We start from the raw sequence: 15,134 nt of genomic DNA, 5'->3' as shown, positions 1-15,134 counted from the left end.
GAGAAAATATTTTAAATAAATGATTTTGATGTAACTTTCAGAGCCAAATACAGTCTTATATATCAAAATAACCACCTTTATGTTTTCACTTTTCAGAGAGAATGTGCGTATCGCACTCGATTCTATACGCAGCCAGATGCTAAGAACTATCTTAACTGTGGTGATTATAGGAATAGGGATCTGGGCACTTGTAGGGATTCTGGGTCTCGTTAATGTTTTATCTGATAATATCGCGGGTAATTTTGCCTCTATGGGAGCAAACACCTTTAATATACAGCGCTATGACTTTTCTTTTAATTCAAATCGTGGAGGGGAAAAAAGGAAAGTAAACCCTATTATTAGCTACAATGATGTTCGTGAGTTTACCGACTTATATCAGTTTCCAACGGCGCAAACATCTGTGTCCTTCACAGGAACTGGTTTTGCTGAAGTTAAATTTGAAAATGAAAAAACCGATCCGGAAGTGCAAGTACTTGGGGTGAATGAGAATTTTTTAGAAAACTCTGGTATTAAGGTAGAAGAAGGAAGAAACTTCACCAAGTTTGATGTAGAGAATAACACTAAAGTATGTCTTATTGGGAGTGATTTCTTAAAATCATTATTTAAGAACGACGCGCCATTGGACAAAACAATAACCATTCGTGGTGCCAAATTTAAGGTAATTGGCGTACTAGAATCTAAGGGTTCCACTTTTGGAAATAACCAAGATTTGAGGGTTATGATTCCTATTCAAGTAGCGCGCGGGATGTTTACCCAGCCAAATATTAATTACAATATAAGTGTTAAGGTAGATGATAACGAGCTTATGGATCAAGCACAGGATGAGGCCATCATCACCCTACGTAATATAAGACGTTTGAGTCCACTGGATGATAACAACTTTGGGATTGTGCGCAGTGATGATCTGTTAAATCAAGTGGCAGAAATAAGTGGTTATTTAAATTTAGCCGCAATAATCATTAGTACGGTAACGATACTAGGATCTTCCATTGCCTTAATGAATATAATGCTAGTTTCAGTTACAGAACGCACAAGAGAAATAGGGGTACGTAAAGCCTTAGGGGCAAAACGATCGACCATATCATTACAATTTTTAATCGAGACCATTGTTATTGGACAGCTGGGGAGTCTTTTAGGAATTCTTTTAGGACTATTAACGATAGGCGCACTTGCCTATGGTTTTGATACTGACTTTGAGCTTCCCGTAGGAGCGATGATTTACGCTACCATTGTAACCTTTCTAGTGGCACTTGCTGCTGGGGCCTACCCTGCTACAAAAGCTGCGAAACTTGATCCTATTGAGAGTTTGAGATATGAGTGACCTTAGTAGACATTAGCATTTGGCGAAAACAAGTTTTTCGAATTTTATGACCAAATTGATCGTACCATTTTAAGACTTTTCTGAATATGCCTTCTATAGCTTTATAGGAAGCTTGGCTCAAGTGACTTCAAATAGTATGAAAACGCTACGTACCTGAATTAAACATTAAACACAAAAAAAAGAACAGGCGGGGGCTCTGTTCTTTTTTAGTTGAATGGGTTAAGATATGGGGACCTTAACACAATAGTAGGTTAGTTACACAACAAATATATATGAGACAAAAGTATCTCACAAATATTTAGCGCTCTTTATCTTATTTATATGTTTTTAATCGTGATTTATCCCTTTTTATTTAAAAAAACCTCAGAGATGTTAAAAGTAAACTTTTAGATTTTCGTATTAAAAAAACGGGCTAGCCCCCGCTAAGCCCGTAATTTTGATAATCTGATTTATTAAGAAATAAGCCAGTCATCGTAAATAAAACATACATAGCAAAGATAGTGGGTTTATTCCTACAAGACAAAAATTATAGCGCTTTATCTCCTTTTTTAACATTTTAACCGACTAAATAACGTTTATCCACCACATGTGGATAAAAATTGATCATCTACTCTAAACCTTGTTTTGACTTGGAAAAAGAAATGTCTAAATATCTAATAGTGTTACTTGATTATTTGAAGACCAGCTTTGCAATGATATTATTTCCACTTGCGAAGGCAACAGAGTCATTCACAAACTCTAGCGCATAAAATCCTTGGTCACTTAGGTCTGACCAGTCTATACCTCTATTTGAGGAATACGAAATCCCAGGACTCCCAACAGCTATTAATCCATGACCTTTAGTTCCCGGCACAAATTTCACCGAAGAACGATATCCTGGCCCTCTGCCATTACTGAGCAGTTGCCAGGTTTTCCCTCCGTCCTCGGTAATAGCTTTATTTCCTTCATTAAAATCTTTATCCTCCCAATTACCACCAAAAATCACCCCTAGATTTTCATCATAAAAATCGACGCTGTAAATACCGGTCATCGTTTGGCCTTGTATGATAGGTGTATTATACACTTCCCAAGTTGCTCCTTTATTTTTACTATGAAATACTCTCGCCTTTTTTCCGCCACTTACCATCCATACATGATCGTTATAGATTGCTATGTTACTGTTACTAGCGGCAAAAGCCGCTTCGCCTTCATGTACTTCTGGCAAGATCTCACAAGAAAGTTTTTGCCAAGTTTTTCCTCCGTCTGTGGTTTTAATTATAGATAGACACGTATCAGTAGGGTCACCCATAGCGATACCCTCATTCTCATCGAAGAACGCCATAGAATCGTAAAATACCTTTTTATTTTCTTCAACATATACTTCGGTCATTTTTGTAACCCCCTTATTTATGTGGTCTATTTTGTATAAGACCGCTGGGGTTTCTATACTCAGCACAAATACTGATGTCGCTGTTTTTGAAATTGCTCTAAAATTCAAGATGGAATCTTGGTATTTTATAGTAGCTAGTTTAGGTGTTGTTCCATCTATAAGCCCTACAACACCCCTGTTGGCAGCAAACCAAACGGTATTTTCATCCATTGGCACAATGGCACGAATACTCAAACTATCAGTAAAGACAGGTATAATTTTCACTTCTGAAAATGGAACATCTTTGGAGTTTAGGCAGGAAATCGCACACCCAACAAACAATAAATAAAGCAAGTATTTCATGATCATAATTTTACTCAAAAATAACAAAAGAAACTAGTGAATGATTACCTTTGCGGCTTAATTTAAACTATGAGATTACACCGCAATCTGGTATTTGCAACCATTGACTCGCTTCACCTTATTTTTAATGAAGGAAAGCAAGCTGATAAAGTTTTAAAAAACACCCTTAAACTTGATAAACGTTGGGGCTCCAGAGACAGAGGATTTATTGCAGAAACAACCTACGACATTGTGCGATGGAAGCGATTGTATGCAGAAATTGCAGATGTAAACGAACCATTTGACCGTACTAATCTTTTCCGTTTATTTACGGTTTGGGCGACATTACGCGGAATTAAAATTCCAGATTGGCCACAATTTGAAAGCACCCCTACACGACGCATCAAAGGTAGATTTGACGAATTATCAAAAATTAGAAAAATACGCGAGTCTATTCCAGATTGGTTAGACGAAGTAGGATCAAAAGAACTCGGTAAAAAATGGGATAAAGAATTAGCTGCATTAAACCAATTAGCACCAGTGGTATTAAGAGTTAACACGCTAAAGTCTAACGTTCTAGAGGTTAAAAATCAATTAGCAGATTTAGATGTAGAAACCACCGCCGCCAAAGGAGTCCCTAATGCACTCGTTTTAAAAGAACGCTCAAATGTATTTACAACAGATGCTTTTAAAAATGGCTGGTTTGAAGTACAGGATGCAAATTCGCAAAAAGTAGCAATTATGCTAGATGCTAAGCCAGGACAGCGCATCATAGATGCCTGTGCAGGTGCCGGAGGGAAAAGTCTACATATTGCAGAGATGATGGAGAATAAAGGACAACTGATTTCGCTAGATATCTACGAAAGCAAATTAAAAGAACTCAAAAGACGTGCAAAACGTAATGGTGCTTTTAACATAGAAACCCGAGTTATTGACACGACAAAAGTGATCAAAAAACTACACGGTACAGCAGACAAGGTATTAATAGATGCGCCTTGCTCAGGATTAGGTGTTCTTAAAAGAAACCCAGATACCAAGTGGAAAATGCAGCCAGACTTTTTAGATAGAATCCGTACACTACAGCAACAGCTTTTACGTGATTATTCAAAAATGGTTAAAGAGGATGGCGAATTTATGTACGCAACTTGTTCTATTTTACCTTCAGAAAATGAGTTACAAGTAAAGGAGTTTCTTGCTTCTGAAGAAGGTGCTACTTTCGAAATTAAGAAAGAAAATAAAGTTTCCCCTAGTGCCACCGGTTTTGACGGTTTTTACATGGCACTTATGAAGAGAAAAAAGAAGTAGTACCGCTCCGCTAAAATATGTAAGACTGAAAAAATAAAAACATGAAAAAATTAGTGCTACTTCTACTCCTTCCTTTACAGGTTGTTTTAAGTCAACAACCCTATTATGATGATGTAGATCTTAACTTAACAGGTCAGGATTTATATTTTGAGCTACAGCAGAAAATAAGCAGCGCAAGTGGATCCTTCAATTATGGAGATGTGAAGTTGGCGTTTTTTGAAATGGATAACAACCCAGAAAACGGTAGTGATGTCTTACTCATTTATGGTTACAACGATGGTGATGGTAGCTGCACTACCGACAGAAGTCGCAACAAACAAGCCTTTGGCGGCGCCAATTGTGAGTATAATAGAGAACACACCTTTGCTCGCTCTAACACAAACCCGACTATGGGAGATGTGAATAATGGCACTACAGGAATTGGCGCTGACCCACAAAACCTAAGACCTAGTGACCAACAAGCAAACAACAATAAAGGGAATAAAAAATTTGCCGAGGGTTCTGGCAACGCAGGTGATGTTACCAGCGGTAACTGGTATCCTGGAGATGAATGGCGTGGAGATGTAGCTCGTATCTTAATGTATATGTACACTCGTTATGGCGATAGATGTATCCCATCATTACAAGCGGTTGGATCCTTAGAACCAGGCACAGATATGATGCAAATCTTATTGCAATGGAATGCTGAAGATGAAGTGAGTGCACTTGAAATACAACGGAATCCTTACCTAGAGCAAGCCTACGGAAATAGAAACCCATTTATAGATCAACCACAACTAGCTACCATCATCTGGGGTGGACCAGAAGCGCAAGATATTTGGGCGACCGCTGGAGTGAATGATATCCCTGTAAAAGACTTTTCTGTATTCCCTAACCCTACTTCAGAAATACTCTGGATTGAAAGTACGTCTCAAGCAATTAACACTGTTAGTTTATATGATGGGCAAGGAAAACAAGTAGTCACAACTGATTATACCGCTTCACAAGGAATTGACGTAAGCAAATTCTCTACGGGAATTTATTTCTTGAGAATTGAGAATGAGGCTGGAGTTGTTACAAAGAAGGTGGTTATAAAATAATCTATACTTGATTCTATTATTCTTACTGCACTTAAAACTGAATTGAAGATATTTAAAATCGCGCTCGCATTTTCACTACTATAGAATTGGTGTTTTTTTGTGCAACTTTTTACGATCCTGTCTAGGGTTTTCATTGATTCAAGATTATCCCATACATTGGATCCTAGTAGTTCTCACACTGATTTTACGGGAATTAAACTACACTTCTTTTGGGAAAAACACCCAACTCGAAATCAAAAAAAAATTCAACTTTTCTAATAGTATTTTTAGGCATCCTCGAGTTGTGGTTATGGCTGCTCAACAAAAAAGAGTTCAAACAGATTGAAACGGCTTGTAACAAAAAAAGACAATCATTATGATTGTCTTTTTTTGTTTTAATATAATTAAATTAATCTTTAAAATGCATAAATGACTGCTTTGCTAGCAGTATTTCTTCTGTCTCTACATTATCTTCATCGGGTACACAACAATCTACTGGACATACTGCCGCACATTGTGGCTCATCGTGAAAACCTTTACACTCTGTACATTTATCTGCAACAATATAGTAAATTTCATCACTTACTGGTTCTTGAGTCTCTGTTGCGTCCACTGCCTTCCCGTTAGGCAAAACGAGATTTCCTTCTAGGTCTGTTCCGTCTGCATATCGCCAGTCATCAGCCCCTTCATAGATAGCCGTATTAGGACATTCTGGTTCGCAAGCTCCACAGTTAATACATTCGTCTGTTATTATAATCGCCATCGGGTTTCTTTTTCTATTTTTGTACAAATTTAATGCCTTAAACCCGCAACTCCAAACTATGGTGCCATTACAACAAAGAATTAACGCTTTCACAACATTAGGCGAGCAACTAGGGAGACTTACAAAAGAAAAGTCTGAAGCGTACCATACACTCATTGGCACAGCAAATGCCCACAATGGCTGGTTCACAGAAGAAAATATTGTCTTTGCATTAGAAAATTGGTCATCAGCATTAACACAAAAGAACCTGACATTGTGGACTGACAAATATTCCTTTACCGAAAGTGTTCCAAAAACCATTGCTATTGTGATGGCAGGGAATATCCCACTCGTAGGATTTCACGATTTTTTATCAGTTCTTATTTCTGGAAACCACATTCAAGCAAAAATGTCTTCTAGTGATGCTATATTATTGACACACATAACGAAGCTATTAACAACGATAGAACCTTCTTTTAAAAAAGCTATCACTTTTACCAAAGAAAAGTTAGAAAACTTTGACGCAGTGATTGCTACGGGAAGCAACAACACGGCAAAGTACTTTGATCACTATTTTAATAAGTACCCAAACATTATTCGTAAAAACAGAAACAGTGTTGCTGTCATTACCGGTAAAGAATCGAAAGAACAAATGGAAGCATTGGCAGATGATATCTTCAGGTATTTTGGATTGGGATGTCGGAATGTTTCAAAAGTATATTTTCCTGAGGAGTATAATTTAGATCACTTTTTTAATGCGATGTTCTCCTGGAAAGAAGTGATTAACAATCATAAGTATATGAACAACTATGATTATAATAAAGCGGTTTATTTAATGAGCAATATTAAATTATTGGATAACGAATTTATGCTCTTGAAAGAAGATGAAGGGTTCTCTTCTCCTATTTCGGTGGTGATGCTAGAGCGTTACACAACGCTTTCTGAGGTACAATCAAAACTAACCATGCAAGCAGAACATATACAAGCAGTTGTTGGAGATTGTGGAATGGAAAACGAAGTGGGCTTTGGTGTGGCTCAGACTCCTACGCTTTGGGATTATGCTGATGGGGTAGATACGTTGGAATTCATTCTTGCGTTGTAAAATTTGTATTTTGACCAACCTAAAATTATCAAACTCTTAAAATTCCTGAGGCAAATTGCCGCCAAATTATCATATTCACATTGTTAACTTAATTGGATAACTTAAGAGGGCTTTTACTTAATTCTTCTTAGGTTTTTAGCATCTTTGCATCTTGCAAAAAGGAAGTGCGTTTTTGGCTGATGGCAGTCCTTTTTGGAGCAATACAGATATACATAAAAGAATTCACAAAATGAAGAAGCACAATTTTAGCGCAGGGCCTTGTATTTTACCACAATCGGTTTTAGAAAAAGCATCACGAGCCGTCATCAATTTTGACAATCTCGATCTATCGTTGATAGAAATATCACATAGAAGTAAATCTTTTATAAACGTAATGGAACGGTCACAAGACCTCGCTTTAGAACATCTTGGTCTTCAGAATAAAGGGTACAAAGCTTTGTTCTTACAAGGTGGTGCAAGTCTAGAATTCTTGATGGTTGCCTATAACTTATTAGAGAAAAAAGCGGGATATCTAGATACTGGAACTTGGTCTGATAAGGCGATTAAAGAAGCAAAATTATTTGGAGAGGTTGATGTCGTTGCTTCCTCTAAAGACACTAATTACAACCAAATACCAAAAGATTTTACAGTGCCTTCTGGTTTAGATTATTTTCACCTTACGAGTAACAACACCATTTTTGGAACACAAATAAATAACTTTCCAGAAGTTGATTGCCCTTTAATATGTGATATGAGTAGCGATATTTTTTCGCGTGTACTAGATTTTAGTAAGTTTGACTTAATCTATGCCGGTGCCCAGAAGAACATGGGACCTGCTGGAACTACGCTAATCGTGGTGAAAGAAGATATTTTAGGAAAGGTATCGAGAGTCATCCCTTCTATGTTAGATTATAAAGTACACCTAAGCAAGGATAGTATGTTTAATACACCTGCTGTGTTTCCTGTGTACGTATCGATGTTGACTTTAGAGTGGTTAAAAGAAATGGGGGGCGTAGCAAACATGGAAAAGAACAATAATAAAAAGGCCGCACTGCTTTATAGCGAGATAGATCGCAATCCTTTATTTAAAGGCTTTGTAGCAAACAAAGAAGATCGTTCTAAGATGAATGCAACTTTTACTTTACAAAACGAAGAATATAAAGAAACTTTTGATACGATGTGGACGGCAGCCGGCATTAATGGATTAGGCGGTCACAGAAGTGTGGGTGGGTATCGCGCATCTATGTATAATGCTTTGCCAATAGAAAGTGTGCAGATTTTAGTCGATGTAATGCAAGAGTTGGAGAAAAAAGTGCTAGAGGTAAAATAAATAATAGCTTTCAGTTTTCGCGAAAATATTAATGATACCGAATAAGAGTCCAATAGAAATAAATAACTACGAAGCAGAATAAATAAAAATATGAAAGTACTAGCAAATGATGGTGTTTCTCAATCTGGAATTGACGCCTTAGAAAAAGCAGGATTCGAAGTAATCACAACGAAGGTTGCACAAGAGCAACTAGAAAGTTTTATTAATGAAAATCAAGTAAACGTACTTTTGGTGCGCAGTGCAACAACGGCGCGTAAAGCCTTAATCGATGCATGTCCTTCTTTAAAGATTATAGGACGCGGTGGTGTTGGCATGGACAATATTGATGTAGAGTATGCTAGAGAGAAAGGATTAAAAGTGATTAACACACCCGCAGCCTCTTCTTCTTCTGTTGCTGAGTTAGTGTTCGCTCACCTTTTTGGTGGGGTTCGTTATTTATATGATGCCAACAGAAATATGCCTCTTGATGGGGATTCTAAGTTTAAAGATCTCAAGAAAAACTACGCAAAAGGTAGTGAGTTACGTGGGAAGACTTTAGGGATTATTGGATTTGGTCGTATAGGACGAGAAGTGGCAAAAATTGCTTTAGGTTGCGGTATGAAGGTAATCGCTAGTGATAGCTTTGTGGGCGAAGCAGACATCAAGCTAGACTTTTATGATGGTCAAACAATAACGCTAAAGATTAAAACCGAGCCTGTTTCAGAATTAATACAACACAGTGACTTTATTACCTTACACGTTCCTGCACAAAAGAATTATGTAATTGGTAAAGCAGAAATTGCAAAAATGAAAGATGGAGCTGCTATTATAAATGCAGCAAGAGGTGGCGTGATTGACGAAATAGCATTAATTGAAGCTTTAGACAGTGGTAAGTTATCTTTTGCAGCCTTAGATACTTTTGAGAAAGAACCAACTCCTGCCGTTAAGGTATTAATGAACGAGAGAGTATCTTTAAGTCCACACATAGGTGCCGCTACAAATGAAGCACAAGATAGAATTGGAACAGAGCTTGCCGATCAAATTATTGAAATCCTCCAAAACTAGAATTACTACAAATTAGGATTATACCCGGAAAATTAATCTATTTTTAGCGTACAACTTAAAACAGTTAAATTATGAAACTTCTTTTATCTCTAATCGTGGGGCTTTTTGTTTTCACGAGTATTGCCCAAGTAACCAATGAAGGTAAACCGCTCAGTTGGAAACTAAATATCGATCAAGATATAGCAGCTAAGAAGCTTCCTACTTTTGATATCGGAGCAGTTAGAGCAGAAGACGCTTTAGACGATGGACAATTTGAAAAACCCTGGCGTTTTGGGTTTATGCACAGTGTAGACTTTGGCTTTATAGATGGGCAATGGACTATGCTAGAAAACGGAGACCGAATTTGGAGGTTATTAATTAGTTCGCCAAATGCATTATCTCTCAATTTCATATTTGACGACTTCTACCTTCCAGAAGGCGCTTCTATCTTTCTATACAATAACGACAAGAGCGACTTATTAGGGGCATATACACCTGCTCAAAATCAAGATAGCGGTATGCTTGGGACTTGGCTTGTTCAAGGAGACAAGATATGGATCGAATATTTTGAACCAGCTGAAGTTAGTGGACAAGGTAGATTACATATTGCAAAAGCGACCCACGGATATCGTAATGCGGAAACCTTTAATGCAAGTAAAGGATTAAATGATTCTGGAGATTGCAACTTAGATATTGATTGTCCTATAGGCACTGACTGGGAAGATCTTAAAAATTTAAACAAACGCGCTGCAGGAATCTTACTTTCTGGAGGTAGTGGCTTTTGTTCTGGAGCTCTTATTAACAATACTCAAAACGATGGGACTCCTTATTTCTTAACTGCCAATCACTGTTATAGTAACCCTGCGGCTTGGTCTTTCCGATTTGGTTGGATTAGTCCTAACCCAGTTTGTGCAGCTACTACAAACAGTTCTAATGGCCCTACAACAATGACCTTAAGTGGTGGTACCTTGCGCGCTAGAAATGCGGGCTCAGATTTTTGTCTTGTAGAAATCAATCAACCTATTCCAGCAGATTGGAATCGTGTTTGGGCTGGATGGGATAAAACAGATAATTTTCCAATCTTTCAAGTAGGAATACACCATCCATCTGGAGATGTAATGAAAATCTGTAGAGATGACGACCCTGCTACAAAAGAAGTCAACGGTGGCGCACAGACTTGGGAAATCGTTGGTGGAGGAAGTGAAGGGGGCTGGGAACTAGGAGTAACAGAACCAGGTTCATCTGGATCTCCATTATTTGATCAAAATGGTAGAATTATAGGTCAACTATTTGGTGGTGGCGCTGCCTGTGCAGGCACTATTGATAATGGGGCACTTGATTACTACGGCCGTTTAGGAGTTTCTTGGGATGGTGGTTCCGCTGCTACCCGACTTAGAGATTGGCTAGATCCAAGTGGTTCAGATCCTGATACGTTAGATAGTTTTCCCCCTCTTGAAGTATTTGCCTTAGACGCTGCTGTAGGAGCAACTATTCCAGCATTAGATTGTGGAGATAACACTACAAATCCTATAATTACATTAACTAATTTTGGGATGAATGACATTACTGCTGCTACAATTACCTGGAACATTGATGATGGAGCAGAGGCTATGATAAATTTCTCTGGTACTTTGTCACAAAATGAATCTGAAGACTTTGATCTTGGAGAAATAGTATTCACTCCAGGTTCACACATACTTAACGCAACATTAGACGCGGTAAATGGCGCTGATGACGACAACAACACTAATGATGCAGCATCAGATCAAATAGAAGTGGGTGTAGGTTATGAAACTACGCAAATGCATTTTTCTCTTTTAACTGATGATTATGCAGAGGAAACTTCTTGGGAGTTTAGAACATTATCAGGAACCATAATTGATTCTTTTGGTCCATACACGGCGACAGTAGATGACAACACTGTTTTTGAATATGACTTTGATGTAGATGGAAACGAATGTTATGTATTAGAGATTTTTGATGAGTTTGGTGATGGAATCTGTTGTGATTTTGGGGAGGGTTCTTATAGCCTAACTACAGATGACAATATGGTAGTCGTTTCTGGTGGAGAATTTGGATCAAACGAAGCAACAGAAATGTTAGTCTCAGGAGAACTAGGAGTTAACGAGATCTCTTTTTCAAATATCAATATGTACCCTAACCCAACAACAAGTTTAGTCACGATCGAACTAGGAAACACGACAGGTTCCTTTTCTTATAGTATGGTAAACACGCTAGGGCAAGAAATTGGAACGGGTGATCTGAATAAAAGTAAAACGGTTGTAGATATACAAAATCTATCTTCTGGGATCTACTTCGTTTTAGTAAATGACACATTTACTAATCGCTCAAAAACGCTTAAATTAATTAAAAATTAATAATATAAATTAAATCTTCATTTTTAAAATCCACGTGCTTTGCACGTGGATTTTAACATGGTGCCAAAAACTCCTTATATAAAGATTTAAGTTTTAAATTTTTAGCCAACTAAATGGAGTGCGCGTGTTTTTTATTTTTTTTGTATATTCCCTACGTAACTATATAAAAAATCAAATGGCTTCAATTTTAGATTTATTAAACTCAGATATGGGTCGTCAACTCATTAGTGGTGCAAGTGCACAAACAGGGCAATCTCCAGATAAAACAGCGAGTGTACTAAGCATGGCATTACCTGCAATACTAGGGGCCATGCAGCGTAATGCAGCTTCACCTAAGGGTGCAGAAAGCTTGAACAATGCATTATCAGACACGCGTCACGATGGATCTCTATTATCAAGCCTAGGAGGACTCCTTGAAGGCAGTAGCGCAGACACTTCATTCATGAATGAAGGAGCAGGAATCTTAAAACACGTCTTAGGTGGTAATCAAGGGCGCGTAGAACAGAATATAAGTAGTAATAGCGGTGTGGATGCTAACTCGGTAGGACAAATTATCAAAATGGCAGCGCCTATTTTAATGAATGTTCTTGGGAGCCAAAAACGTAAAGATAACGTAGACCAAAATGATATAGGTGGTTTATTAGGGTCAGTATTAGGACAAAATAGTAATAATGACCAATCACTAATTGAAACTCTTCTAGATGCAGATGGCGATGGCAGCATCATTGACGACGTAGCAGGAATGGTACTTGGTGGCGGAAAGAAGAAAAGCGGCGGACTAGGCGGATTGCTTGGTGGTCTTTTAGGAGGGAAATAATATTCCAAACAAATAAAAAAGTCTTTGGGATTGTGAGCAGATACTTTGCTTCATTTCCTAAAGACTTTTTTTTAGTTAAAGAAATTGGACTTTTACAAGTATGAAATGATAATATCGTATTTTTATAAAAATTAAACAAATGAAATATCTTCTTACGTTTTTAATTTTTGTTTTGCTCATGGCGAGCTGTGATGCCAATAAGGCTATAACCAAAGATCCAAATGTAAATATGGGTCTTGAAAATGACACCATCCGGATTGCAAATGATGATCTTGAGTATGAAATACTCATCATCGATCCAGGCTTCAATTCTTTTATACTCACCCAACCACCAAGAGGTCATTATGGGTTAATATATTTGGAAAATAAAAATAGAAATTTTGTATTAGAATATAATAATAGAGCCCGTAACCCGCAACAATTTGATTTTAACTTATATCCACAATCTATAGATTATAATTATGGAACCCCTTATGGGTATGAGGTGAATTACATGCTCTACAACTACTTTAGGTTTTTTATGCAGAAGTATAACCAGAAATTCCCCGGAGGTAGATAGTGAAGTCATTTAACTCGCTACTTTTACCTGCAAATTTCATATCTTGCGCCCTAATTTTGTCTTTTTCAGATACGATAGCTATCGCCGAAATAAATAAAAAAGACTCCATTGAAATATAAAAGCCGAAATTTTCGGTTGCAAAGAAAAAAATTAAATGTCTTCAATGAAGAAACTCAAAGAACGCTGGAATATTACCAGCAACTGGCAATTAACCGTAATTTTAATAGTATTCGCACTAACAGGAAGTTCTGCAGCTAAGTTTGCGGCTCCGTTGACAGAATTAATTGGGATTAAGAGTGAAATGGGATGGTATATTTACTGGCCCGTTCGCATTCTTATTATATTCCCCATATATCAAGTGCTGCTTGTTTTTATGGGATGGCTTTTTGGCGAATTCAGGTTCTTCTGGGAGTTTGAGAAAAAGATGCTGCGTCGAACTGGATTAGGATTTTTAATCAAGTGATAATAAAAGTACAAAAAATTAAGTAATAAAATTTCAGCAGTCTTTCTGTTGCTACTTTTTTCATTGCCTATTTTTACTCAAGTTTCACATGTACTTAGTGATCATAACCATCTCATCTGTTTTGATTTAACTGCGCATATACACAAGACAGAAAAGACTGTTACATCCGTGATTTTCATTTAGTACCATTTTCATTTAATATACTAGCGTTTTCTCGCTAGAATTTAGCTTCTCCTGCTTCAAAACAACCCTCTTTCTTTCAGCAATATTTTGATTCAAAATTGCTGCTTACCTCCGGACAGATGTACCCAACTAGTGTATCATAATTTTCGTTCTGCTTTTTTAAACTTAAAATTATGATCATTTGTATTCAAAAATATATGTATAGATCGCTATACTTTTTGGTATCTCGCTATCTGCTCAAAACTCAATAAATGGTGTCGTAACACACGTAAACAATCAACTCATTAACAACGCAACTGTCTATTTTCCCTAACTGGGAATTGGAACCCTTACAGATTTTGACGGCGCATATTCTTTAAGCAACATTACTAATGGAGCGCCTAAAATCGTGATTTCGGTATTAGGCTATCAGAGCATTTTAGAAAAAAAAATTTTTATTTCGGAAATAATATCGCGTGACTTTCATTTAACAGAAAAAGCCTTAGAGATGGAGGAGGTAATTATCTCAACACCTTCTCACAAGTTACAAGGCGATAATGTGATGAAAGTAGAACGTATTTTTGCTCAATTTTAAAACGTGAAGGCGCTATTAATTTATCAAACAGTATTACTTCTGTTCCAGGCGTGGAAGCATTTAGTGTTTGCCTTGCATTAGGGAAACCCGTGATTAGAAGGCCTTGCTCAAATAGGGTTTTAACGCTTTCAAAAGGTGTGTGATTCAAGAATCAAAAGTTTGGTGATGAGCACGGTCTGGGTGTTTCTGGTAACGGGGTAGAAATATTAATTTGCAAATCGGGCTGAATATTTAATTAAAAAAGCCCTTTTATAAAAATATAAAAGGGCTTTTTTAATTAGTACTGAATTCGTTATTAGTTTATTTCTACTTCTACCGTCTGCGGTATCTTTACTTTCTCCCTTTTCCATGCAAAAGTGTAAATCCACATTAGCGTGAACGTTGGGATAAAATCTGTTATCGGTAAAATCTCTTCTACAAATACCACAATCGATGCTATTTTACCAGCTTCTCCGTCGTACATATCTCGCATTTTTTTTGCAGCATATGGCGCCCAAAGTATATCTAAAAAAGGACCAATAACTGGAATCGCCATCGAGAGCATCCCAATAGCATCAAAAAGCAATCCTTTTTTTAAAATTGAATATTTATTTGTAACCATAGCCTTGTT

At 37.2% G+C, this 15,134-nt stretch carries 14 protein-coding genes; 11 read left to right on the top strand and 3 right to left on the bottom strand.

Annotated elements, in window-relative coordinates; all coding sequences use genetic code 11:
• The first annotated feature begins 79 nt into the window (after nucleotides 1-79).
• Nucleotides 80-1,321 (top strand): ABC transporter permease, encoded by a 1,242-nt coding sequence (locus tag ABXT71_RS08975; protein ID WP_415370985.1) that lies wholly within the window; start codon nucleotides 80-82, stop codon nucleotides 1,319-1,321.
• Between the two features lie 670 nt (nucleotides 1,322-1,991).
• On the opposite strand, the gene ABXT71_RS08970 is transcribed toward ABXT71_RS08975, so the two are convergent.
• Entirely contained in the window at nucleotides 1,992-3,032 is a 1,041-nt protein-coding gene (locus ABXT71_RS08970; protein ID WP_415370984.1) for a WD40/YVTN/BNR-like repeat-containing protein, read from the bottom strand.
• A 69-nt stretch (nucleotides 3,033-3,101) separates the two neighbouring features.
• On the opposite strand from ABXT71_RS08970, the gene ABXT71_RS08965 reads away from it, so the two are divergent.
• Together ABXT71_RS08965 and ABXT71_RS08960 are read left to right on the top strand one after the other, a co-directional pair.
• Nucleotides 3,102-4,316 (top strand): RsmB/NOP family class I SAM-dependent RNA methyltransferase, encoded by a 1,215-nt coding sequence (locus ABXT71_RS08965; protein WP_415370983.1) that lies wholly within the window; start codon nucleotides 3,102-3,104, stop codon nucleotides 4,314-4,316.
• Nucleotides 4,317-4,357: 41 nt separating this feature from the next.
• Nucleotides 4,358-5,395, top strand: coding sequence for an endonuclease (locus ABXT71_RS08960; RefSeq protein ID WP_415370982.1), 1,038 nt, complete (start codon nucleotides 4,358-4,360; stop codon nucleotides 5,393-5,395).
• Between the two features lie 388 nt (nucleotides 5,396-5,783).
• On the opposite strand, the gene ABXT71_RS08955 is transcribed toward ABXT71_RS08960, so the two are convergent.
• Nucleotides 5,784-6,137: a 4Fe-4S dicluster domain-containing protein gene (locus ABXT71_RS08955; RefSeq protein WP_415370981.1), complete on the bottom strand. Its 354-nt coding sequence runs from the start codon at nucleotides 6,135-6,137 to the stop codon at nucleotides 5,784-5,786.
• 58 nt (nucleotides 6,138-6,195) lie between these two features.
• Here ABXT71_RS08955 and ABXT71_RS08950 point away from each other — a divergent pair, with 58 nt between their 5' ends.
• The 8 genes from ABXT71_RS08950 (at nucleotide 6,196) to ABXT71_RS08915 (ending at nucleotide 14,524) form a co-directional block, all read left to right on the top strand.
• Nucleotides 6,196-7,218 (top strand): acyl-CoA reductase, encoded by a 1,023-nt coding sequence (locus tag ABXT71_RS08950; protein ID WP_415370980.1) that lies wholly within the window; start codon nucleotides 6,196-6,198, stop codon nucleotides 7,216-7,218.
• Nucleotides 7,219-7,447: 229 nt separating this feature from the next.
• The gene (gene serC / locus ABXT71_RS08945; protein WP_415370979.1) at nucleotides 7,448-8,527 is read left to right on the top strand and encodes a 3-phosphoserine/phosphohydroxythreonine transaminase; all 1,080 of its coding nucleotides are present in this window, start codon (nucleotides 7,448-7,450) and stop codon (nucleotides 8,525-8,527) included.
• Nucleotides 8,528-8,617: 90 nt separating this feature from the next.
• Entirely contained in the window at nucleotides 8,618-9,571 is a 954-nt protein-coding gene (locus ABXT71_RS08940) for a D-2-hydroxyacid dehydrogenase (RefSeq protein ID WP_415370978.1), read from the top strand.
• A gap of 71 nt (nucleotides 9,572-9,642) precedes the next feature.
• The gene (locus ABXT71_RS08935; RefSeq protein WP_415370977.1) at nucleotides 9,643-11,928 is read left to right on the top strand and encodes a T9SS type A sorting domain-containing protein; all 2,286 of its coding nucleotides are present in this window, start codon (nucleotides 9,643-9,645) and stop codon (nucleotides 11,926-11,928) included.
• Between the two features lie 175 nt (nucleotides 11,929-12,103).
• Nucleotides 12,104-12,745, top strand: coding sequence for a DUF937 domain-containing protein (locus tag ABXT71_RS08930; RefSeq protein WP_415370976.1), 642 nt, complete (start codon nucleotides 12,104-12,106; stop codon nucleotides 12,743-12,745).
• Between the two features lie 139 nt (nucleotides 12,746-12,884).
• Nucleotides 12,885-13,304, top strand: coding sequence for a DUF6146 family protein (locus ABXT71_RS08925; RefSeq protein ID WP_415370975.1), 420 nt, complete (start codon nucleotides 12,885-12,887; stop codon nucleotides 13,302-13,304).
• A gap of 163 nt (nucleotides 13,305-13,467) precedes the next feature.
• The gene (locus ABXT71_RS08920) at nucleotides 13,468-13,767 is read left to right on the top strand and encodes a DUF6787 family protein (RefSeq protein WP_415370974.1); all 300 of its coding nucleotides are present in this window, start codon (nucleotides 13,468-13,470) and stop codon (nucleotides 13,765-13,767) included.
• A gap of 496 nt (nucleotides 13,768-14,263) precedes the next feature.
• Complete coding sequence (locus ABXT71_RS08915; RefSeq protein WP_415373090.1) at nucleotides 14,264-14,524, top strand: carboxypeptidase-like regulatory domain-containing protein; 261 nt, start codon at nucleotides 14,264-14,266, stop codon at nucleotides 14,522-14,524.
• A 295-nt stretch (nucleotides 14,525-14,819) separates the two neighbouring features.
• Here ABXT71_RS08915 and ABXT71_RS08910 read toward each other — a convergent pair whose 3' ends face one another.
• Nucleotides 14,820-15,125, bottom strand: a complete 306-nt coding sequence (locus ABXT71_RS08910) for a hypothetical protein (RefSeq protein WP_415370973.1) — start codon at nucleotides 15,123-15,125, stop codon at nucleotides 14,820-14,822.
• Between the last annotated feature and the right edge of the window lie 9 nt (nucleotides 15,126-15,134).

The organism is Patiriisocius sp. Uisw_047 (assembly GCF_047730165.1).
GTDB lineage: Bacteria > Bacteroidota > Bacteroidia > Flavobacteriales > Flavobacteriaceae > Patiriisocius.
The sequence above is the reverse complement of the archived record's forward strand: the minus strand, read 5'-3'. Positions and strand labels throughout refer to the sequence as shown.

What these genes read in the sequence shown, in the direction of transcription:
- ABXT71_RS08930 (WP_415370976.1), top strand. Translation starts at nt 12,104, where the DNA reads ATGGCTTCAATTTTAGATTTATTAAACTCAGATATGGGTCGTCAACTC.
- ABXT71_RS08910 (WP_415370973.1), bottom strand. Translation starts at nt 15,125, where the DNA reads ATGGTTACAAATAAATATTCAATTTTAAAAAAAGGATTGCTTTTTGAT.
- ABXT71_RS08940 (WP_415370978.1), top strand. Translation starts at nt 8,618, where the DNA reads ATGAAAGTACTAGCAAATGATGGTGTTTCTCAATCTGGAATTGACGCC.
- ABXT71_RS08960 (WP_415370982.1), top strand. Translation starts at nt 4,358, where the DNA reads ATGAAAAAATTAGTGCTACTTCTACTCCTTCCTTTACAGGTTGTTTTA.
- ABXT71_RS08970 (WP_415370984.1), bottom strand. Translation starts at nt 3,032, where the DNA reads ATGAAATACTTGCTTTATTTATTGTTTGTTGGGTGTGCGATTTCCTGC.
- ABXT71_RS08965 (WP_415370983.1), top strand. Translation starts at nt 3,102, where the DNA reads ATGAGATTACACCGCAATCTGGTATTTGCAACCATTGACTCGCTTCAC.
- serC (WP_415370979.1), top strand. Translation starts at nt 7,448, where the DNA reads ATGAAGAAGCACAATTTTAGCGCAGGGCCTTGTATTTTACCACAATCG.
- ABXT71_RS08975 (WP_415370985.1), top strand. Translation starts at nt 80, where the DNA reads ATGTTTTCACTTTTCAGAGAGAATGTGCGTATCGCACTCGATTCTATA.
- ABXT71_RS08925 (WP_415370975.1), top strand. Translation starts at nt 12,885, where the DNA reads ATGAAATATCTTCTTACGTTTTTAATTTTTGTTTTGCTCATGGCGAGC.
- ABXT71_RS08955 (WP_415370981.1), bottom strand. Translation starts at nt 6,137, where the DNA reads ATGGCGATTATAATAACAGACGAATGTATTAACTGTGGAGCTTGCGAA.
- ABXT71_RS08950 (WP_415370980.1), top strand. Translation starts at nt 6,196, where the DNA reads ATGGTGCCATTACAACAAAGAATTAACGCTTTCACAACATTAGGCGAG.
- ABXT71_RS08935 (WP_415370977.1), top strand. Translation starts at nt 9,643, where the DNA reads ATGAAACTTCTTTTATCTCTAATCGTGGGGCTTTTTGTTTTCACGAGT.
- ABXT71_RS08920 (WP_415370974.1), top strand. Translation starts at nt 13,468, where the DNA reads ATGAAGAAACTCAAAGAACGCTGGAATATTACCAGCAACTGGCAATTA.